Raw genomic sequence first — 21,353 nt, forward strand, 5'->3', positions numbered from 1 at the left:
TCGTATGAGCCGATCCCCCTTCCGATTGGTGTCGGAATACCAGCCGACGGGCGACCAGCCGGAGGCCATCGAAACCCTTGTGAAAAGCCTCGAATCGGGAAACCGATTCCAGCTCTTGGAAGGGGTCACCGGGTCGGGCAAGACCTTCACAATGGCGAATATTATAGAGCGCTACGGGCGCCCGACGCTCCTGATTTCCCATAATAAAACGCTGGCGGCGCAGTTGTACGCGGAGCTGAAGGGATTCTTTCCTCACAACGCGGTGGAATACTTCGTAAGTTATTTCGACTACTACCAGCCGGAAGCGTACATTCCGCAGACAGATACCTTTATTGAAAAGGACTCGTCGATCAACGAGGAGATCGAGCGGCTCCGCCTTGCGGCGACCGACGCCCTGCTGAATCGCGAAGATGTCATCATCGTGGCCTCGGTGTCGTGCATTTACGGGTTGGGATCACCCGAGGATTACCGTACCATGACCGTGGAGGCGGCCCGTGGGCAGCCGCTGGACCGAGATGCTTTTCTGCGCGCGCTGGTCGACATTCAGTACGGCCGAAACGACGTGGAGAATAAACCCGGCACGTTCCGCGTGCGCGGCGACACGATCGATATTTTTCCCTCCTATGCGCGCCATGGGATCCGCGTCGAGTTGTTTGGCGACTTTGTCGATCGGATTCAGCGGATTGAGACGCTGACGGGCCGTCCGGAGGCCGAGCTCGATCATGTGGTCATCTCGCCGGCGAAGCATTTCGTGACTCCCTACTCGAAACTCGAACGGGCGTTGCAGACCATTCAGGAGGAACTTGAGGAGCGGGTCCGATGGTTTGAGGAGCGGGGTCGATTGCTGGAGGCCCAGCGCATCCGAATGCGCACACAATACGACCTCGATATGATGCGCGAGTTGGGCTACTGCTCCGGCATCGAGAATTATTCCCGCCATCTGACCGGTCGCGCCCCCGGCGAGCGCCCGTTCACGCTGATCGACTATTTCCCCGGCGAGTTTTTGACGATTATTGACGAGTCCCACGCAACCGTTCCGCAGATTCGCGGCATGTACAACGGCGACCGCGCTCGCAAGGAGGTTCTTGTGGAGCACGGCTTTCGGCTCCCCAGCGCGCTCGACAACCGGCCGATCCGCTTCGACGAATTTCTGGAGATCACAGGGCCGATCCTTTTCGTGTCCGCGACGCCGTCGGAATATGAGCGGCAGGTCAGCGCCGTGACGGCGCAACAGATCATTCGCCCAACCGGTCTGCTCGATCCGCTGGTCGAAGTTCGCCCGCTCAAAAACCAGATCGACGACGTCATCGAAGAGATTCGAGTTCGGGCGGAACGCAAGGAGCGCGTACTGGTCACGACGCTCACGAAAAAAACGGCTGAGGACCTCGCCGAATATCTCAGCCGGCTCGACCTTCGCGTGAAATACATCCACTCTGAAATCGACGCGATCGAGCGTGTGGAAATCCTGCGCGGTCTTCGCAAGGCGGAGTTCGACTGCCTGGTCGGCATCAACCTGTTGCGGGAGGGCCTGGACCTTCCCGAGGTGTCGCTGGTTGCGATCCTCGACGCGGACAAGGAGGGCTTTTTGAGGTCGGAAACCTCGCTGATCCAGACAGCGGGACGCGCTGCGCGCCACGTCGACGGCCGCGTTATCCTGTATGCCGATACCATCACCGATTCGATGCGGCGGATGATTGACATCACGCGGGAGCGCCGGGAGCGGCAAATGGCGTATAACCGCGCGCACGGCATCACGCCGCGATCGATCCAGAAAGCGATCCAGGAGAGCCTGGCGATCCGGCGGGAGGCCGAGGAGGCGGAGCGAATGGTGGTGCGGGAGGCGGGGGTTGACTACGATGTTCAAAAGACGATCGCCGAGATCGAGCGGGAGATGCTGGAAGCGGCCGAGCGGCTCGAATTCGAGCGCGCAGCGCTGTTGAGAGACCAACTGTTCGAATTGCGCCGCGCCAGCGGAGCTGTCGTGAACTCCGGGGCTGAGCCCTTCGGCGTAGGGCCAGTCCGGTACGACCGTCCCGCCCGGAAACAGCGTGGGCGCCGCCGCACGGGCGCCGCAGCCTCTCATGCTAAGCGAGCTTGAAGGCCAGCGCGACGTCGCGTGGGAGGCGCGGCTCTCCGAAGGATTGTTGACCTCGCGGGTCGGCTGCCCAATTCTGGCGTTTCACGAGGTGGGTTCCACCAACGACATCGCCAAGCACTTGGCGGAAGCGGGGGGGCCCAGCGGATTGGCCGTGATTGCGCGGAACCAGACTGCCGGTCGTGGGCGCCGTGGCCGGCATTGGATTTCGTCTCCCGGACAATCGGTTCTGATGTCCGTGGTTTTGAGAACGCCGCTGCTGCCCGGTGAAAGCCCTTGGCTGGGTTTAGCGGCTGGAGTTGCGGTTGCCGATTCGCTGGAGACGCTCGGCTTGGGTCGGATTTCGATCAAGTGGCCGAATGATATTCTCGTAAACGGCCGGAAAATTGCAGGGATCCTCGTGGAGCCGCGGCTGGGCCTCGAGCGTTTGGATTTTGCTGTGCTCGGGATCGGGGTGAATGTCCGTCAGCGGGAATCGGATTGGCCCGCCTCGCTTCGGGGGTTGGCGACGTCCTGCCTTCAGGAGGGCTGCGACGTGTCGCTGGAGCGCGTCGCGGCGGTTATTCTAAAGCATCTGGAGGCGTGCGAGGACCTGCTTCTCCGCGGCGAAAAGAGGTTGTTGATCGAACGTTGGATCGGGTGGGGCGGCTCCGAGGAACTTCCGCAACTCGACTGACGCTTGACCGGCGGCGCAAACCTCAAGAGACTGCGCGCTTTGCGCGTCATGGTCGTTCTGGTTGTGGATGTGGGCAATACGAGCACGTCGGCAGCGAGCTATCGCGGCGGCCGGGTGTCGCGTGTTTTCAGGTTCTCGACGCCGGAGACCTCCGTACGATGCATCCAACGCGCGCTGCATGCCGTGATGGGCGGCCGGAGGCCGGACGGTGTCGCCATCGCTTCGGTGGTTCCCCGCGTAGACGACATCTGGCGCCGGGCTTTGGCGATTCACAGATGGGCGCCCGTACACTTCGTGACGAGCCGCTCGGTGCTGGACGTTCCGCTGGTGTATCCCCGACCGGAGACGATCGGGGCGGACCGGATTGCCAACGCCGTTGGAGGGGTCGCCCGATATGGTAAACCGCTGATCGTGGCGGATTTTGGAACGGCGGTGACCTTCGACATTATTACGCGGCGCGGGTACGAAGGCGGGGTCATCGCGCCGGGCCTGCCGCTCGTGTTTGAGTACCTTGCGGAAAAAACGGCGAAATTGCCACGTGTGCGCTATGCCCCCGTTCGCGCCGCCTGGGGGCGATCGACGCTTCAAGCGATGCGACTGGGCGCGATGTGGGGATATCCGGGCCTAGTGAGAGGGATTTTGGAGCAGTTGCGGGCGGCCCCTCCGCTCGAAGGGGCGAAACTGGTACTGACCGGAGGGTACGCGCGGGTGGTTGCAACTTCCCTGGGAGAGGAGGTAAGGGTGGATCCCACGCTCACCCTGTTTGGCATCGGCCGTATTTTTGAACTCAACAGGGAGCGCCCAGCATGAACACGCGCATCGACCGGCGGTTTTCGGAACTGCGAGCCGAGGGGCGCAAAGGATTCATAGCCTACATTACGGCTGGAGATCCATCGCTGGATGCCACGGTGGACTTCGTCCTTCGCCTGGAAGATGCGGGCGTCGACGTGGTGGAGCTGGGCATACCGTTTTCAGACCCTTTAGCAGACGGCCGCGTCAATCAGGAATCGGCGTGCAGGGCGCTTGCCGCCGGGGCCACGCCGCGTGCGGTTTTCGACGCTGTTGAGCGGATTCGAAAGAAAAGCGAAGTCCCGCTGATGGGCTACACGTATGCGAATCCCGTGCATGCGCGCGGCGCGGATCGGTTCATGGCGGATGCCGCTGCCGCGGGGTTTGACGGCCTGTTGATTCTGGACGTTCCGCCCGAGGAGGCGGCCCCTTATGTACGAGCGATGACGCGGCACAAACTCAACCACATCGTGCTGGTGACCCCGACCACGCCGGATGAACGCATCGCCTCCATCGTCCGTACGGCGAGCGGGTTTGTGTACTGCATTTCGAGGGAGGGCGTTACCGGCGCGCAGAAAACACTGAACCCATCGGCGCTTGATCTGGTCCGCCGCACGAAGGCGAAGACCGATTTACCCGTTGCGCTCGGTTTCGGAATCGGCACGCCGGAGTTGGCCCGGCTGGCGGCGACCGCGGCCGATGCGGTGGTCGTGGGCAGCGCGATTGTTCAGAGGCTGTTTGAGGCGCCCCACACGCGCGCGGGGCGCCGGGCCGTCGCGGATTGGGTTGCACGCCTCGTGAGGGCCGTGAAGGAGGTGTCCGCATGACCGAACGGTTTGCCGTCATCCTTGCCGGCGGGCGCGGCGAACGGTTTTGGCCGTTGAGCCGATCGTCCCGTCCGAAACAGCTCCTCGACCTGGTGGGGGAAAAGACCCTGATTGCCCAATCGGTCGACCGCCTCCGCGGGTTGGTCGAGCCCGAAAAGATTCTCGTGCTGACCAACGCCGATTTGGTTGGGGCGACGCGTGCTGCGGTTCCGTCGCTGCCGCCCGAAAATGTGATCGGAGAACCTGTTGGGCGCGATACGGCCCCCGCCGTGGCGCTGGCGGCGGCGATTGTCAAATCGCGGGCGCCCGAAGACGCCGTATTCGCGATTCTCACGGCCGACCACGTGATTGGCGATGTGCCGGTATTTCAACGAACCCTCGCCGCGGCGATGGATGTTGCTGCAGCGGATTCTGTTCTGGTGACGATCGGCATCCGCCCGTTCGAACCGAGCACCGCCTACGGGTATATCGAAGTGGGCGAACATGTCCCATCCGTTGGGGGTGTCCGGTTTCGACGGGCGATTCGATTTGTCGAAAAACCTGACCGGCCAACAGCAGAACAGTACGTCTCCGGAGGGTGCCACGTTTGGAATTCCGGCATGTTTATCTGGCGGGTTTCGACGATTGAGCACTCCTTGGCGAAGCACTGCCCCGACCTCGGATCCCGAGTGAAGGGATGGGCTTTGAAAGCCGGCTCGTCGGATTTTCCCGCATGCATCGCGGACGAGTTTGGGACCTGCACCAAAATCTCGATCGACTATGCGGTGATGGAAAAAGCGGATAACATCGTCGTCGCAGAGGCAGAGTTTTCGTGGGATGATGTGGGCTCATGGCCGGCGTTGGAGCGGCATTTTCCCGCGGATGCGCGCGGCAACGTCCACATCGGAGATGTCGCGGCGATCGATTGCTCCCGCAACATTGTGTATTCGCGGGGCCGACTGACCGCCCTGGTCGGCATCGAGGACGCAATCGTTGTGCAAACAGACGACGTCACGCTGATCTGCCGGCGCGAGAGCGCGCAGAACATCAAGTCGCTGCTTGCCCATCTGCGCGAGGCGGGACGGAACGAGGTGTTGTGAGATGCCGCGCTGGGTCGGGATCGACGTTGGCGAAAAGCGGATCGGGGTGGCGGTCAGCGACCCGGATGGATGGCTGGCGACGGCTCGGGAAGTAATTGAGATTTCGACCGCCGGAGAGGCGCTCCCGCGCGTTCTCGAGGCGTGTCGGGCGGTCGGCGCCACGGGCATTGTTGTCGGGCTGCCTCTCAACATGGACGGGTCGAGGGGGGAGGCGGCTCGAAAGGCGGAGACGTTCGCTCGGGAACTTCGCGCCGCGACGGGACTTCCGGTGCATCTGTGGGATGAGCGGTTGACCACGAGGAGCGCGCACGGCGCGATGCTTGAGGCGGGTCTTCGGGGCGAGCGGCGCCGGGGGCGAGTTGACATGGTGGCGGCCCAGATGATGCTCCAATCCTTTCTGGATGCGGGAGGGGCTGCGGGCCGTTTATCCGGACAGGAATGAACGGGGCCATGGGCGTGCGCTATCGCGCGGTGGTTTCCTACGACGGCACGGATTTTTACGGCTGGCAGGTTCAGTCGGGCCGCCGAACGGTCCAGGCGGCGATCGAAGAGGCGCTGCAGAAAGTGACCGGCGCCCGGGTGGCGGTCTTTTGCAGCGGGCGGACCGACTCCGGCGTTCATGCCCGCGGACAGGTGATTCATTTCGATCTGCCCGCCCCGCGACCAACGGAGAAGCTCTTTCTCGCCCTGAATGCGAATTTGCCGGAGGATGTCCGCGTGGAGCGCGTGGCGAGAGCGCCGGCGGGGTTCGACGCGCGGTTCAGCGCGAAGGCCAAGGAATACCGATATTTTATCTGGAACAATCCCGTGGCCACCCCGGATACCCGACGAACGCATGCGCACGTGAGAGAACGGTTGGATGTCGGCGCCATGAAGGCCGCGGCAGCACTTTTGGTGGGGTGTCATGATTTCGCCGCATTTTGCGCGAACCCGGGCTATGAGCGGGGCAGCACGGTCCGTCGGGTGGATCAAATCACTGTGAGGAAGAGTGGTCGGACCGTCATCATCGTTGTGCGCGGGGAGGGATTTCTTTATCGGATGGTTCGGAGCCTCGCGGGTTTCCTCATCCGCGTCGGGCTGGGCGAGCTTCGCCCGGAAGATGCGGAACGCATCCTGGCGTCCAAGGTTCGAACGGCCCGCGTGCCGACCGCCCCGGCTCGTGGACTCTTTCTCTGGCGCGTGTATTATTGACATCAGACCGCAAATTCGTATACCGCTCGCTGATCTCCGCGGGATACGAGCCGGCGGAGGGGAGTAATCCGCCATGTCGATGCATAGCAGTTTGAAGTCCGCCACGCGCATCGCCGCGAAGCGCAATGTGTTGAAGCGCTACGAGCGAATTGATTTGCTCCGCAAGAAGGGCAAGTGGAAAGACGGCGATCGCGCGTACGGACTGCCCAAGACCAAGCCTGTCTGAGCCGTCGGAAAGTGATTTTCGCTTGAATGCCTGCTCAAGGCCCGGCGCGACGGGGCCGGTATCCGGCGGAATTCTCTAGCCAGTGTGGTTTATGGGCCGGCGCAGGCCCACAATTGTGTATTTTGATGTTTCGCCGAGCACATCGCCAGTCGCATGCTTCGCGGTGGCGATGCTCCGAATATCGGAGCCTCATGGCGAAAATGCGAAGAGCATTCCGGCGATAAAGCTGTTGGAGCCTCCCAGCCGGTTTGATAAGGTCAGCCGCTCAAACGGAGGAAGGCACATGGTTCGCGCTTGCTTGGCGATTGTTGTTCTCGCGCTGGCGGCCATGGGTGCGGCTCCGGTTTCGGCCCAGGTGCCAACCACCGCAGTCCCATCGGATCGCGCGGCCCAGACGCCATCGGAGATCGACATCAGCGCGGACAGCCTCGAATACCTGGCCGATCAGCGGCTGATCATCGGAACGGGCAATGTCGTGATCCGAGAGGGCGACGACGTGCTGCAGGCAGACTACGTCAGCGTGAATCGGGAAACGCGAGACGTTCATGCCAAGGGAAATGTTGTTCTCCGGCGCGGAAAATCCATCTGGCAGGGTGAGGAGCTAAAATACAACCTTAGAACTCGTACGGGGGATTTTGGGGCCTTTCAGGCGTATTACGAGCCCTTCTACATCCGTGCCGAGGGGTCGAAACGCATTTCGACCAATCTCTATCAGCTTCAGGGGGTGATTCTGTCGACCTGCGAGGGGGACCCGCCCGATTTCTCGATTCGAGCACGGGAAGCCACCTTGATTCCCGGTGAGCGAATTGTGGGCAAAGGGGTTACGATGAATTTCGGCAACGTGCCGGTCCTCTGGCTGCCCCGACTGAGCCGCGGTCTGAAAGACCGCCGGACCTACTGGGTGTTCGAACCGGGATACAGCTCGCGGATGGGCGTATATCTCCGTTCGCAATACAACATTCGCTGGGTCCCCGGGTTCCGTTCGTCAACCGACATCGATCTTTACTCCCGAAAAGGGGTTGGGGTGGGTCAGGGGTTCCACTGGGATTCGGAGAATCGCACCGAGTTTCCGTATTCGGGTTATGTGAAGGGCTACTACATTGAGGATCGGGAGCCGTTCCGTAGCGAAGCCGAGCGCGAGCGCGAAAAGGATCTGGTGGACAATGAACGTTATCGCATCAAGCTTGCTCACAACCAGAGCTATTCGGCGAGGGACTTCCTGATTTCCGAATTCAACTACCTGAGCGACCCCGAATTCCTCAAAGACTTCTTCCGGGACGAGCACATTTCCGGAGTCAGGCCGGAAAACCGCGCAACCCTGACCCATGTCGGTGACAATTACATCGCAGCCCTGCAGCTCAACCTGCGGTTGAATGATTTTTACGAAAACGTGAACCGAACGCCCGAGCTGCGGTTGAAGGCAAACCGGCAGCAATTGGGCGACTCCGGATTCTACTATGAGAGCGACAACACAGCGTCCTATCTCACGCGCGTCTTTCCGGAGGGCTCGGAGCGTAAGGACTATGACGCATTCCGGCTCGATTCGGGGCACATGCTGTATTACCCGACCCGGCATTTCGGGTTTTTGAATGTGACGCCGCGCGCGGGATACCGCGGAACGTATTACTCCGACACCATTTCCCGACGGACCGTCACAAACGATGTTGTGGTGACGGACACTAACGGGATCGTGAGCGTGGTCCGTGAGACGAATACGGTGGAGCTTGCCACCGGCGCCGACTTGCGGAACGTCTACGAGCTGGGGGCCGAGGTATCTTTCAAGGCGTTTCGAACTTGGGACGATTTGATCGTCCTGCAGGACGGCGACGGTCTCCGCCATGTGGCCGAACCGTTTGTACGACACACCTATGTCCCGGAGCCCAACCTGTTGCCGGAACGCCTGCCGCAGTTTGATGCCGTGGATCGCGTAAGAGATGAGCACACGCTGCGGCTCGGGATGCGCAACAAATGGCAGACGCGCCGGGACCGCGTGCCGGTCGACCTCGTAAACGCTCTCCTATTCACCGATTATCGGATTGAGAAGGATCGAGGTGAAGAGGATTTCAGCGACGTCTTTTTCGATGTGGAACTGCGTCTGGCACGTACTCTCCCGATCGATTTCGATGGGGCGTACGACCCTTATGAGGGCGAGTTCTCCCGGTTCAGCCTTCAGGCGGCCCTGATTATGGCCGACGCCTCCACGCTTTCCCTCGACTACAATTACGGCCGCGACGACTACCATCAGGCTGGCGCCGAGCTCAAACTGTTTCCAAACAATAAGTGGTCGTTCCTGACATACGCCCGATGGGATCTCGATGAGGGTGATTTGCAGGAGCACTCCTATTTTGTTCAGCGCAGCACGGCCTGCCTGGGCTACGGGGTGGGGTTCCGACAAATCCGTAAGGAGGATGGGGAGGAGGACGACAACCGGATATGGATTCAGATTTGGTTGACAGCCTTTCCAGAAGGCCGGATTCGGGCGGGCGGGTGACCGAGCCGCCCTTTTTCGAACTCCTCGCCTGCGCTGTCGAGGCGGTACGTCGGGCTGGCGAGCATGCGCGGCAGAATGGACACCGCCGCTCGGAGGTTGTGAGCCGGTCCGCCCACGACGTGAAGCTGGCGCTGGACCACGAGTGCCAACAGGTAATCGAAAAGGTGATTCATGGGCGTTATCCTGCCCACGCGATCCTCGGCGAGGAGGGCTCCGCCGGCGAACGGGAGTCGGACATTTTGTGGATCGTGGACCCCCTCGACGGCACCGTGAACTTCTCGCATGGTCTGCCCTATTGGTGCCATTCGGTTGCGGTGCGGGTTCGCGGCGAGACGGTGGCCGCGGCGGTGTATTCGCCGCCGCTGGACGAGCTATACACGGCGGTGGTTGGCGATGCCGCGAGGCGAAACGGCGCGGTAATCCATGTTTCGGACGTAGCGCGCCTTGGCGATGCCGTCATTCTCACCGGCCTGGAAAAAAATTTCGACCAGTATGCGCAGTCCCTCGAAGTGGCCCGTGCCATTGCATCGAGGGCACAAAAGCTGCGCCTGATGGGCGCTGCGGCGCTGGATTTGTGCCAGGTGGCGTGCGGGCGCGCGGATGGTTTTTATGAGTCGGGATTGAACGTGTGGGACATGGCGGCGGGCGACCTGATTTGCCGGCTTGCGGGCGCGTCAACGCGTATCGTGGCAAAACTCAGCGAGACCAAATTGCGATACCTCGCGACCAACGGCCGAATCGAAGCGGAGCTGATGGGCCTGTTGTCCTCCTATGGAGTCTGGCTTGAAGGAGGGCAGGGCGCTTGAACGAGCGGATCGCTCTCCGCCTGATCTATGCGGTTTCGGGCGTGTTGCTCGTGGCGGTCGCCGTCATTTACAACCTGCCGAAAGCGGAGCAAATTCCGCCGTTCGTGCGGTGGCTGCCGCGGCTCAACGCCACGATCAATACGATTTGCTCCGTTCTCTTGCTTGCCTCCTTCGCGGCGATCCGGCGCGGCCGCGTTGAGCTCCACAAGAGGCTCAACATCGCCACCTTTGTGCTCTCCTGCGTCTTCCTGGTTTCTTACGTGACGTTTCACACCTTCGGGGTGGAAACGCGATTTCCCGCAGACAACCCGTGGCGTCCCGTGTACCTCACCATCCTGATCTCGCATATTATCCTTGCTGCGGTTGTGCTTCCGCTCGTTCTGGTCACGTTCTACCGGGGGTTGGTCGGACCGGTCGACCGACATCGTCGAATCGCGCGGTGGACATTTCCGATCTGGCTTTACGTGACGGTGACCGGTGTGATGGTCTACCTGATGATTTCCCCGCATTACGCCTTCTGACCGGGCTTCCACCGGAAGGCGACGAATTGACATTCCCTTTGCCGGGCGGCTAGATTACCGACATCGTTCATCATATCGCCGCACCGAGATAACCGTGACTGCAAACGACGAATACATCGTCGAGATTCTCGAAAGCGTTGGGCTGATTACGCACCAGCAGGGCGTTGAGGCCCTCAAAACGGCTCAGGATGCTGACAAACCGGTTGTGGACGTGCTTGCCGAACGTCAGTTTGCGACGAAGAGCGATATTCTCAAAGCCCTCGCCAATCAGTTCGGCATGGAGTTCATCCGGCTCAATGCGGCCGACATCGACCAGAGCGTGATCGACCTTGTCCCCGGCGAGATCGCGCGCCGATATCGCGTCGTCCCCGTTTACCGAATGGACAACACGATCGCCGTTGCAATCAGCGATCCCCTCGACGTCGAGACGCTCGACAGCCTGCGATATGTGCTCCGATGCGATGTCACCGGCGTCGTGGCCATGCCGGAAGAAATCGAAGCGGCAATCAACCAGTGTTACCCGGCCGCAGGGACGACCGTCGCCTCGATGTATGATGAATTGACGGAAGGCACAGTTACCATGCCCGGCGAAAAGCCGCCGAGCCTGGAGGGCGAGGACGAGGTGACCGAGGCCGACGCCCCGATCATCAAACTGGTTAGCCTGATCATCCTCGAGGCGTTCCGCAGCCGGGCATCGGACATACACCTCGAGCCGCTCGAGAAGAAATTCAGAGTGCGCTACCGCATCGATGGCGTATTGCACGAGGTCGAGAGCCCGCCCAAGCGGCTTCAATCCGCGATCATCAGCCGCGTTAAGATCATGGCGAACATGAGCATCGCCGAAAAGCGGTTGCCGCAGGACGGGCGCATCCAAATCAATGTTATGGGACGTGACCTCGATCTACGTGTCTCGTCCGTCCCGTCGAACCACGGGGAGTCGATCGTGATGCGGATCCTCGACAAGGAGGGGCTGGCGCTCGGACTCCCCAAACTTGGATTCTTTTCCGATGACCAACAAACGTTTGAGCGGTTGATCGGCCTGTCCGACGGCATCATCCTCGTAACGGGTCCGACGGGATCTGGCAAGACGACCACGCTGTATGCCTGCTTGAACCATATCAACAAACCCGACCGGAAGATCATCACGGTTGAGGATCCCGTCGAGTATCAGATCGCTGGCATCAACCAAGTTCATGTTCGCGCCGATATCGGCCTGACATTCGCGGCGGCGCTCCGGTCGATTTTGCGCCAGGCGCCGAATATCATCATGATCGGTGAGATTCGTGACCTGGAAACCGCCGAGATCGCGGTCAATGCCTCGCTTACCGGGCATTTGGTGTTTTCAACGCTGCATACCAACGATGCGCCGAGCGCGGTGACCCGCCTGATCGACATCGGCGTGAAACCCTTTCTGGTGGCGTCCTCGACCCGCGCGATCATGGCGCAACGCCTTGTGCGCCGGATTTGCGAGCGCTGCAAGGAGCCGGTTCGCCCGACGGACGCTGAATTGCGCGCTCTGGGCGCGCTCGCCGGCGAGGTCTCGGCCGCCCAACTGTTCCGCGGCCGGGGTTGCCCGGAATGCAACTACACCGGGTACCGAGGCCGCCTCGGCATCTTCGAAATTTTTGTGATCACGGACGAGATACGCCATATGATCTACGAGCGCGTCTCCGCGTCGCAATTGCGCGCCCGCGCCCGACAGTTGGGCATGCGCACGCTGCGGGAGGACGGAATCCGGAAGGTGGTTGCGGGATTGACGACGCTCGAGGAAGTGATCCGGGCGACGATGGGAGATTCGAATTGAAATGCCTGTCCCGGCGTCCCAGATACGCATGGCCGACCTGCTCGACCTCGTGATCGAGGAAGGAGCTTCGGATCTTCACGTAGGCGTCGGGCTGCCGCCGGTACTGCGCCTGCATGGGCGGCTGCATCCGATCGACACCGAGCCGCTCGAGCCCGCCGACACCGAGAGACTGATGGCCTCGATCACGCCCCCCGAGCACGTGAAGCGGCTGCAGGAGATGGGCGGTGCGGATTTCGGCTTCGGCCATGGCGACAAGGGTCGATTTCGCGTGAGCGTGTTCCGTCAGAAAGGCGCGGTCGGCATCGTGTTGCGGCTGATCCCATCCCGCCTACTCACGCTCGAGGAAATCGGCCTGCCCCCGGGCATCCGGGATCTTCTCTACAAGCCGCGCGGTCTGATCCTCGTCACCGGTCCCACGGGATCTGGAAAAACCACCACGCTCGCCAGCATGCTGAACGTCATCAACGAAACTCGGGACGTTCACATCATTACAATCGAGGACCCCATCGAGTATTACCACCCGCACAAGCGGAGTGTGATCACGCAGCGCGAGGTCGGCGTGGACGTGCCGAGCTTTGGCGAGGCGTTGAAGCGGGCGTTGAGGCAGGACCCCGATGTGATTCTCGTCGGCGAAATGCGGGATCTCGAAACGATTCAGGCGGCCATCACGGCTGCGGAAACGGGGCATCTCGTTTTCGCCACGCTTCATACGACGGGCGCCGCTCGCACGGTGGACCGCATCGTGGACGCTTTCCCCATGGAGCAGCAAAACCAGGTGCGCACGCAACTGGCGGCAAGTCTCGAGGCCGTGATCTCGCAGTTGCTGCTCATTCGCAAGGACCGGCCGGGCCGCGTGGCCGCGTTCGAAATCATGGTGGCCACGCCCGCCATCCGGGCGCTGATCCGCGACAACAAGACCTATCGCATCACGTCCGACATCCAGACCGGCGCCAAGTATGGCATGATGACTCTGGACGATCACCTTGTCAGCCTCTACGAGCAGGGAATCATCGACTACGAGGAAGTGGTGACCAGCGCGCAAGACATCGAATCGGTCATGCAGAAAATCCAGCCGAAAGGCCGCCGATAGGAGCCGCCATGTCAGACGTGGAATTTCGAGATCCTCTTCTGCAGCAGCTCGTGGACGACGGGCTGGTGACACGGGAACAGGCCCAGGAGGTCTTCGACGAGCACGAACGCACGGGCAAACCGGTCCGGCAGGTGCTGCTTGATATGCAGGTCGTGGAGGAGCCGGTCCTGTTGCAGGCGATCGCCACGCACTTGGGTACGCGTGTCGTGGACCTGAGCAGAACCGAAATCAGCCCGTATGTGCTGAAGGCAATTCCCTCGAGTATCGCCCGAATGTACAGCGTTGTGCCCGTAGAAGCGGATGCTCATTCGGTGACGCTGGCGACCTTTGATTTGATCAACCCCGAGGTCGTGGATGAGCTGAATTTCGTCCTCACACGGGATGTTTCGTTCGTCGTGGCCTCGGAGACAGACATCCGCGCGTTTCTGAACCAGCACTACGGCGATGCCGGCGAATCCATCAATGAGATGCTATCAGCGCTCGAAAGCGAGCTGGAGCACGTCGGGGAACAATCCATTCAGGTCAAGGGCGGGGATGAGATTGCCGAAATCCAGGAGATGGCAAACCAGGCGCCGGTTGTGCGTTTCGTCAATCTGGTCCTGTTCCAGGCGGTCAAGGATCGTGCGTCCGACATCCATTTTGAGCCGTTTGAAAACGAATTCCGAATCCGCTACCGGGTCGATGGGGCCCTTTACGAAATGGCGCCGCCCCCCAAACACCTTGCGCTGCCCGTGATCTCGCGCCTGAAGGTCATTTCCGGGCTGAACATCGCGGAGCGCCGCCTGCCGCAGGATGGGCGCATTCAGCTACCCGTCGCCGGCCGTACGATCGATTTTCGCGTGTCAACCCTACCGACGCAGTTCGGCGAAAGTGTGGTGCTGCGCGTCCTCGACCGAAGCTCGGTTCAACTGGAGCTGCAAAACCTCGGCATGCCGGAGGATGTGTTCAACGCGTTCACGGCGGACATCGAGAAACCCAACGGAATCGTGATTGTCACCGGTCCGACAGGTTCGGGGAAGACCACGACGCTGTATGCCGCCCTCCGCAAACTGAACACGATCGACAGCAAGCTCCTGACGGCGGAGGAGCCGGTGGAATACGACATCGAGGGCATCATCCAGATCCCGATCAACGAGGCGATCGGTCTGACGTTTGCCCGCGTCCTTCGCGCATTCCTGCGTCAGGACCCCGACATCATCATGGTTGGCGAGATCCGCGACAAGGAAACCGCCGAGATCGCAATTCAGGCCTCCCTGACGGGTCACCTTGTATTTTCGACGCTTCACACCAATGACGCGCCCGGCGCGGTCACCCGGTTGATCGACATGGGCGTCGAACCGTTTTTGATTTCATCGACGCTCGAAGGCGTTCTAGCCCAACGTCTGGTGAGGACGATCTGCCAGGATTGCAAGACCCCTTACCAGCCGGACAAGGACGTGCTTGAGTTGCTGGGTCTGCGGCCGGACCAGGTTGAGGACCGGCCGTTCTATCACGGTGCCGGTTGCGTAAAATGTAACCAGACCGGTTATCGGGGTCGCCGCGGCATTTATGAGTACCTGCGGGTGACGGATCCGATCCGCGATTTGATCAACGAAAGGAAGCCCACGATCGTTATCCGGGACAAAGCCATGGAACTGGGCATGCGGACCCTGCGGCAGGACGGCATCCGATGCATTCTGGACGGTTACACCACTGTAGAAGAGGTGCTGAAATACACGTAGCTGATGCGGCTTTGAATCCGGTGTTGCCCTGCCTTTGTAATTTTTTGTACAAACGATTTTATCGAACCTTTGACGAGCGTTCATGCCCAAATTCAACTACATAGCGCTTGACGCCCGCGGTCGGGAGAGCCAGGGCGAGATCGAGGCCGATAACCAGACCATGGCGATCGCCCGTATCCGAGAGCGCGGGCTTTTCCCAACTACAATCACAGAGGCGACGGCAAAAGCTCGCAAGACGGCCCCCACGAAACCGGGGGCGAAAACAAGAGGGTCGGCGCTCAATATGGAGATCAAGCTCCAGGCGCCGTCCTTCCTGCAGAAGGTCAAACCGAAAGAATTGATGGTGTTTACCCGCCAGCTCGCAACGCTCGTCGATGCTGGTTTGCCGCTCGTCCGCAGCCTGGAGGTTCTGGCCAAGCAGGAGCGCAATCCCATGTTGAAACGCGCTCTCATCGAGATGGCGGAGGCGATTCAGTCCGGCAGCACGTTTGCCGAAGCGCTCGCTCAGCATCCTCGGATTTTCAACAAACTCTACGTGAATATGGCCAAGGCAGGCGAGGTGGGCGGCGTATTGGACAAGGTCCTGCTTCGGTTGGCCGAGTTCATGGAAAAAGCCCAGAAGATTAAAAACAAGGTCGCGAGCGCCATGGTTTACCCCATCGTCGTCATGGTCATGGCGGTCGGGATTTTGACCTTTCTGATGGTGTTTATTATTCCGAAGTTCAAGGAGATCTTCTCCGAACTACTGGAAGGGCAGGCGCTTCCCGGATTGACTGAATTTGTGATGGGCGTCAGCGGTGCCGTGGCAGGCACGGTGGATCTCGGATTCGCGCGTGTTCCGGGGCTGTTGCTAGTGATCCTTGCGATTTTTCTGATCGTCAGCCTGGTGAAGCTGCTCGCGAAGACCAGCGCCGGGGCGTACATGATCGACAAATTGAAGTTCAACCTGCCCATATTCGGCCCGCTCATTCGAAAGACGGCGATCGGACGGTTTACGCGAACGCTTGGCACTTTGATGTCCTCCGGCGTTCCCGTGTTGCAGGCCCTCAACATTGTGCGCGATACTGCTGGGAACGAGGTCCTGGCCCGTGCGGTCTCTATGGTGCACGACGCGGTCAAAGAGGGCGAAAACATGGCTCCGCCGATCGAGGCAACCAAGGTCTTTCCGCCGATGGTCATCAGCATGGTGCAGGTCGGCGAGGAAACCGGCGAATTACCGGAAATGCTGATGAAGATCGCCGACAACTACGACGACGAGGTGGACAACGCAGTCGCCGGTCTAACGTCCGTCATTGAGCCGCTGCTGATCGTCTTCCTCGCGCTTGTGGTCGGAACCATCGTCATCGCCCTGTTCCTGCCGCTCATCTCGATCATTGGTAAGTTGAGCTGAGGCTCGGAAAGCCGTGCCAGCGGCCCGCCCGTGCTGCCAATTACGAAAAGCCATCCCTCGCGTTGGAGCCGTGGCGAGCTGGCCATTGCGGCAGCAATCGGCCTGCTTGCGCTAGCCATCGCCTGGCCCGGTTGCCGAACCATTCACGCTCGCCGTCAGTTGGCGATGGTCCGACATGATATCGCCACGCTGGAAAGGGCCTTGGTCCGATATTTTCGGGAATACGGAGCGTGGCCCGTCCCGCCGAGTGTATCGCCTGGCGATGCGCACTTTGGAGGACTGCGTTCGAATTCGGAAATCGTCAGGGTCCTTCGGGCCAAAATGGCCCCAGGTGACCCCGAGGACGCATTGAATCCGCAACGGATCGTTTTTTTTGATGCCGATTCGTATCGGCCCGGAGCGTCGGGTCTTGACGAAGACGGCTCGTTCCTCGATCCGTGGGGGACTCCTTACCAGATTGCGCTCGACGGGGACTATGACAACGCCGTTACGCCGTCCCACGGCTCGACGGAGCGAATCTTGGGTTCCGGAGTGGCGATCCGATCATTTGGGCCGGACCGCCTACCCGATACGGCCGACGACCTTCGCTCATGGAAACAGGGCGCCGATGAACGGGTCAGAGCCGACGCAGGGATAACTTGGGAATGATGAAACCGCTACCTTTTCCATTTATGGGCAGCACGGCGCTTCTGCGCCCAGATTCAGAGGGAAACGCCTCTTCATGGCGTCCCACAGTGATCTAACGTCGCCAGAATCGAGGGATCAGAATCACGAGCAGCGTGTATAACTCCAGACGCCCGAGGAGCATGCAAACCGACAGCAGCGCCTTCGCGGCGTCCGGGAAGAAGGCGTAATTTCCTGCGGGGCCCACGCTGCCCAGTCCCGGACCCACGTTGCCAAGGCAGCTTACGGCCGCGGAAACGGCGGTCTTGAGATCGGGGGTGAAGGCCGCAAGCATCGCGGAAGCCGTCGCCCAGATGAGCGTGTAAATCAAGAAAAACGCCGAAATCATGGACACGATTTCGGGATCAATGATTTGGCGGCCGATCTTTATGTTGAAAATCGCCTGGGGCTGGATGAAGAGCTTGATCTCGCGAGAAACCTGTTTGGCCAGGACCAGAACCCGCACCACCTTGATGCCGCCGGCGGTCGATCCCGCGCAGCCGCCGATCAGCATCAGGCCAAAGAGCAGATATTGCGAAAGCGCCGGCCAGAGGGTGTAGTCGTGCGTCGTGAAACCTGTCGTGGTCATGATGGAAACGACGGTGAAAAGGATTTCCCGCAAGCCGGGGGACATTTCGCCGCCGTAGTTTCGGAAGCCAGCGTTGGCGAGGATCACGGCCGCCGCCGCTGCGAGGATGAGGATGTAGAGTCGCCATTCCCGGTCCCGCGCCCAAGCGGACCACTCACCGCGCAGCAGGCGCCAGTGGAGGGCGAAATTGATGCCGCTGAGGAACATGACGACGAGGATGATCCATTCGATCGCTGGATTCCCAAATGCGGAAACGCTGGCGGACCGCGTGGAAAATCCGCCGGTCGCCGTCGTTGCAAAGGCATGACAAACGGCGTCAAACCACCCCATCCCGGCCCATCGAAGCAGAGCAATCGTGACGACCGTCAACCCGATGTAGACGCCCCAAAGGAGCTTGGCCGTTACCGCGATTCTCGGCGTGAGACGGTCTTTGGCGGGGCCCGCGGCCTCTGCCTTGTAGATTTGCATGCCGCCGGAACCGAGCAGAGGGAGGATCGCAACGCAGAGGACGAGAATCCCCATCCCCCCGAGAAACTGGGTGACCGCCCGCCAGAGTAGAATCGAGCGTGGCGCTGACTCAAGGTCGCTCATCACGGAGGCGCCCGTCGTGGTGAATCCGGAGACCGATTCAAACCACGCATCCGCCAACGAAGGGGTTGCACCCGACAGCACAAACGGAATTGCCCCCAGCAACGTGCTTGTCAGCCAGCCGAATGCCACCACGCCCACGCCGTCACGGCGATTCAGGTCCACCGGTCCCCGAGTGAATGCCCATAATGCGGCGCCGCTGGCCAGAGAGAAGCCGGCGGCCAGGGCAAAGGCGAGCTGGGCATTCGGGGAATCGCCGAGCGCGGCTCCCACGCCAAGGCAAACGAGCATCGCCGCGCCCATGACAAGGGGCAGGAACGAAATCAGGTGGAAGACCGCGCGGAAGTTCACGAATGATCAGCCCCGAAACAAATCCTCCACGCGCTCGACCCCGCTCGGGAGGGCAAACAGCACCAGCCGATCCTGGATGCGCAACACAAGGTCGCCGGTGGGGGGCAGTACATTCTCCCCGCGCAGAACCGTCGCAATGACGATATCCTCCGGTACTTTTAGCGCGCGGATGGGCTTGTCGGCCCAACGATGTCCGGGCGCGATCACTACGTCGAGGAGCTCGCCCGGGAGATTGTGCAGCATGGCGGCCGCTTTCACGTTTTTCCCGCGCACAAAGTGAAGGATCGAGTTGATCATCGACATGTGGGCGCTGACCGCGCGGTCCAGGAGGCTCAGGCTTCCGATGATCGGGACGTATTCCGGACGGGTCACTTGCGCCAGGGTGAATGCCGCGCCAGCCTTTTCGGCCAGAAGACAAATGATGATGTTGTTCTCATCGGAACCTGTGGCGGCCACAAATGCCGAACCTCGAACCACGCCGGCGTTTTCGAGCGTTTCCTGCTCCAGAGCATTGCCTTTGATGACGAGCGCCTTGTCTAGGGCCTGTGAGCAAAATTGTGCGCGTTCAGCGTCTCGCTCGATCAACACAACGGGCATGTCGGCCTTTTCCAACCGAAGAGCAATTTGCAGGCCAAGATCTCCTCCACCGGCAATGACCACCTTCTCGAAGCGTTTGTGTTCCGGGTGGGCCCACTCGAGGAACGCGTTCACATCGTCCGGGGTGCCGCACAGATAAAGTTCATCGCCGATCATCAACTGGGTGTCCCCTCGGGGAATCATCAGTTCATTCGCGCGCATCAGAGCCATCATTCGGATACGTTGGAGCAGGTCGGGCCGCGGAAAATTCTTCAAGGTCTGAAGGATCAGCGGGCTGTCCATGTGGATTTTGAAGCCGACTGCCAAGACCCGGTTTTCAAACAAGTCGACCGCCTCGAGCGTTCCCGGCATGCGAAGGATAGTGAAAATTTCGTCGGCGCACTCCTCCTTTTGACTGATCACCAGGTCGATCCCCATACGCCTGAGGTCAAATTTGGCCCGCGTATGGGTCAGATCGGGATTGGAAACCCGCGCGACCTTGTGCCGGACCCCCGCTGCGTTCGCGAACAGGCAGGCGAGGATGTTGACTTCGTCCCGGTCGGTCACCGCCACTAGCAAGTCGGTTTGGGACAAACCTGCCCGGTCCAGGACTCTGGGGCTCGAACCCTCGCCCGCGACCGCCTGGATGTCCAGTTGTGACGACAGCTCAGTCAGCGCCGACTCGTCCCGGTCGACAACGACAATATCGTGGCGTTCCTCGCTAAGTTTAGCGGCCAAATAGCGTCCGGCGTTGCCGGCACCTACAATCAGGATGCGCATGAATAACGTCCAATTCGAAATTCAAAAGGAATATGCTGGACCAAGAGACCCGCGTCTTCAATCCCGAAAGCGCTCGACGGGGGACCAGCCCCCATTCAGGGTCAGGGCTGGATCTGGCTTCGTTGAGATGCTGGTTTGACGCGGGCCGAGACAACGCAAGAATGCTGCCTTATGGATTTGATGTTCAGCCGCGAGACCTCGGGGGCGAGGCTGGAAGGTCGGCCGATCGTGGCCTTGGAAAGCGCCCTTCTCACGCACGGGCTTCCATTTCCGGCGAACCTCGAAACGGTCCAGAGGATGGAGGCCGCGATCCGCTCCGAAGGGGCCGAGCCCGCGCTCATCGCCGTGGTCGGGGGGCAGATCCGGATCGGCGTCGAGGCGGAGGACCTGGAACGGCTCGCACGCGGCAGATCGGCAAGAAAGTGCAGCGTTCGGGAACTGCCGATTGCCGCCGCGAGAAAGGAAGATGGAGGGACGACCGTGGCGGCAACCGCCTGGCTTGCCCATCTTGCCGGCATTCGGATCATGGTGACGGGGGGCATCGGTGGCGTGCATCGCGGTCAGCCGTTTGATGTGAGCGCCGATCTGGACGCGCTCGCCCGCACGCCGCTGATCGTGGTCTGCTCGGGGGCGAAGGCGATCCTCGATCTGCCTCTGACAATCGAGGCGCTCGAAACGCGGGGCGTGCCGGTTGTCGGATATGGATGCGATGAATTCCCCGCCTTTTACTCGCGACGGTCGGGGTTGCCAGTTGATGTGCGGGTGGATACGCCGCAGGAGGTCGCGGATCTGGCGGTCGCGCGGGACAGTCTCGGATTGAGCGAGTCCCTTTTGGTGTGCGTGCCGGTTCCTAAGGAATTTGACATTCCGGCCGAGGAGATCGCCGACTCGGTTGCGCAAGCCGTAGCGGATGCGGAAAAGATGGGCATCCGGGGCAAGGCGATCACCCCATTTCTGCTCGCCCGCGTATCCGAGTTGACCGGCCAGCGAAGTGAGAGGGCGAACCGGGCCTTGCTGGAGAACAATGCGAGGGTATCGGCTCAAATCGCGGCCGCGGTTCAGAGCCTCCCGCGCGCTCGCAACCGTTGAGGGACATCCCG

Annotated in this window: 19 protein-coding genes; 17 read left to right on the forward strand and 2 right to left on the reverse strand. The window is 60.9% G+C overall.

Going from position 1 to position 21,353, the window contains the following annotated elements:
• Positions 1 to 4 precede the first annotated feature (4 nt).
• The 16 genes from uvrB (at position 5) to NZ740_08470 (ending at position 17,354) form a co-directional block, all read left to right on the forward strand.
• The gene (gene uvrB, locus NZ740_08395) at positions 5 to 2,098 is read left to right on the forward strand and encodes an excinuclease ABC subunit UvrB (GenBank protein MCS6772027.1); all 2,094 of its coding nucleotides are present in this window, start codon (positions 5 to 7) and stop codon (positions 2,096 to 2,098) included.
• Positions 2,082 to 2,771 carry a biotin--[acetyl-CoA-carboxylase] ligase gene (locus NZ740_08400; protein ID MCS6772028.1) on the forward strand — a complete coding sequence of 230 codons (690 nt, stop codon included), beginning with the start codon at positions 2,082 to 2,084 and terminating at the stop codon, positions 2,769 to 2,771. Before uvrB ends, NZ740_08400 begins: the two co-directional genes overlap by 17 nt.
• A gap of 48 nt (positions 2,772 to 2,819) precedes the next feature.
• The gene (locus NZ740_08405) at positions 2,820 to 3,581 is read left to right on the forward strand and encodes a type III pantothenate kinase (protein MCS6772029.1); all 762 of its coding nucleotides are present in this window, start codon (positions 2,820 to 2,822) and stop codon (positions 3,579 to 3,581) included.
• On the forward strand, positions 3,578 to 4,387 hold the full coding sequence (gene trpA, locus NZ740_08410) for a tryptophan synthase subunit alpha (GenBank protein ID MCS6772030.1): 810 nt from the start codon (positions 3,578 to 3,580) through the stop codon (positions 4,385 to 4,387). The genes NZ740_08405 and trpA overlap by 4 nt, the downstream gene beginning before the upstream one ends.
• Positions 4,384 to 5,466: a sugar phosphate nucleotidyltransferase gene (locus NZ740_08415; protein MCS6772031.1), complete on the forward strand. Its 1,083-nt coding sequence runs from the start codon at positions 4,384 to 4,386 to the stop codon at positions 5,464 to 5,466. The genes trpA and NZ740_08415 overlap by 4 nt, the downstream gene beginning before the upstream one ends.
• A 1-nt stretch (position 5,467) precedes the next feature.
• On the forward strand, positions 5,468 to 5,908 hold the full coding sequence (gene ruvX / locus NZ740_08420) for a Holliday junction resolvase RuvX (protein MCS6772032.1): 441 nt from the start codon (positions 5,468 to 5,470) through the stop codon (positions 5,906 to 5,908).
• Positions 5,909 to 5,916: 8 nt separating this feature from the next.
• Entirely contained in the window at positions 5,917 to 6,657 is a 741-nt protein-coding gene (truA, locus tag NZ740_08425) for a tRNA pseudouridine(38-40) synthase TruA (GenBank protein MCS6772033.1), read from the forward strand.
• Positions 6,658 to 6,730: 73 nt separating this feature from the next.
• Positions 6,731 to 6,883: a small basic protein gene (locus tag NZ740_08430; protein ID MCS6772034.1), complete on the forward strand. Its 153-nt coding sequence runs from the start codon at positions 6,731 to 6,733 to the stop codon at positions 6,881 to 6,883.
• A 283-nt stretch (positions 6,884 to 7,166) separates the two neighbouring features.
• Positions 7,167 to 9,374: an LPS assembly protein LptD gene (lptD, locus tag NZ740_08435; protein ID MCS6772035.1), complete on the forward strand. Its 2,208-nt coding sequence runs from the start codon at positions 7,167 to 7,169 to the stop codon at positions 9,372 to 9,374.
• Entirely contained in the window at positions 9,317 to 10,180 is an 864-nt protein-coding gene (locus NZ740_08440) for an inositol monophosphatase (GenBank protein ID MCS6772036.1), read from the forward strand. The genes lptD and NZ740_08440 overlap by 58 nt, the downstream gene beginning before the upstream one ends.
• Entirely contained in the window at positions 10,177 to 10,701 is a 525-nt protein-coding gene (locus tag NZ740_08445; GenBank protein MCS6772037.1) for a DUF420 domain-containing protein, read from the forward strand. The genes NZ740_08440 and NZ740_08445 overlap by 4 nt, the downstream gene beginning before the upstream one ends.
• Positions 10,702 to 10,795: 94 nt before the next feature.
• Complete coding sequence (gene gspE / locus NZ740_08450) at positions 10,796 to 12,505, forward strand: type II secretion system ATPase GspE (GenBank protein MCS6772038.1); 1,710 nt, start codon at positions 10,796 to 10,798, stop codon at positions 12,503 to 12,505.
• A 22-nt stretch (positions 12,506 to 12,527) separates the two neighbouring features.
• A complete protein-coding gene (locus tag NZ740_08455; protein ID MCS6772039.1) occupies positions 12,528 to 13,595 on the forward strand; it encodes a type IV pilus twitching motility protein PilT in 1,068 nt (355 codons plus the stop codon).
• 8 nt (positions 13,596 to 13,603) lie between these two features.
• On the forward strand, positions 13,604 to 15,316 hold the full coding sequence (gspE, locus tag NZ740_08460) for a type II secretion system ATPase GspE (GenBank protein MCS6772040.1): 1,713 nt from the start codon (positions 13,604 to 13,606) through the stop codon (positions 15,314 to 15,316).
• A gap of 82 nt (positions 15,317 to 15,398) precedes the next feature.
• On the forward strand, positions 15,399 to 16,706 hold the full coding sequence (locus tag NZ740_08465; GenBank protein MCS6772041.1) for a type II secretion system F family protein: 1,308 nt from the start codon (positions 15,399 to 15,401) through the stop codon (positions 16,704 to 16,706).
• 30 nt (positions 16,707 to 16,736) lie between these two features.
• Positions 16,737 to 17,354, forward strand: coding sequence for a hypothetical protein (locus NZ740_08470; protein ID MCS6772042.1), 618 nt, complete (start codon positions 16,737 to 16,739; stop codon positions 17,352 to 17,354).
• A gap of 91 nt (positions 17,355 to 17,445) precedes the next feature.
• On the opposite strand, the gene NZ740_08475 is transcribed toward NZ740_08470, so the two are convergent.
• A complete protein-coding gene (locus NZ740_08475; GenBank protein MCS6772043.1) occupies positions 17,446 to 18,897 on the reverse strand; it encodes a TrkH family potassium uptake protein in 1,452 nt (483 codons plus the stop codon).
• Between the two features lie 6 nt (positions 18,898 to 18,903).
• Positions 18,904 to 20,253, reverse strand: a complete 1,350-nt coding sequence (gene trkA / locus NZ740_08480; protein ID MCS6772044.1) for a Trk system potassium transporter TrkA — start codon at positions 20,251 to 20,253, stop codon at positions 18,904 to 18,906.
• Positions 20,254 to 20,424: 171 nt separating this feature from the next.
• On the opposite strand from trkA, the gene NZ740_08485 reads away from it, so the two are divergent.
• Positions 20,425 to 21,342, forward strand: a complete 918-nt coding sequence (locus NZ740_08485) for a pseudouridine-5'-phosphate glycosidase (protein MCS6772045.1) — start codon at positions 20,425 to 20,427, stop codon at positions 21,340 to 21,342.
• The last annotated feature ends 11 nt before the right edge of the window (positions 21,343 to 21,353 follow it).

The organism is Kiritimatiellia bacterium (genome assembly GCA_025054615.1).
Classification (GTDB): Bacteria; Verrucomicrobiota; Kiritimatiellia; order CAIVKH01; family CAIVKH01; genus JANWZO01.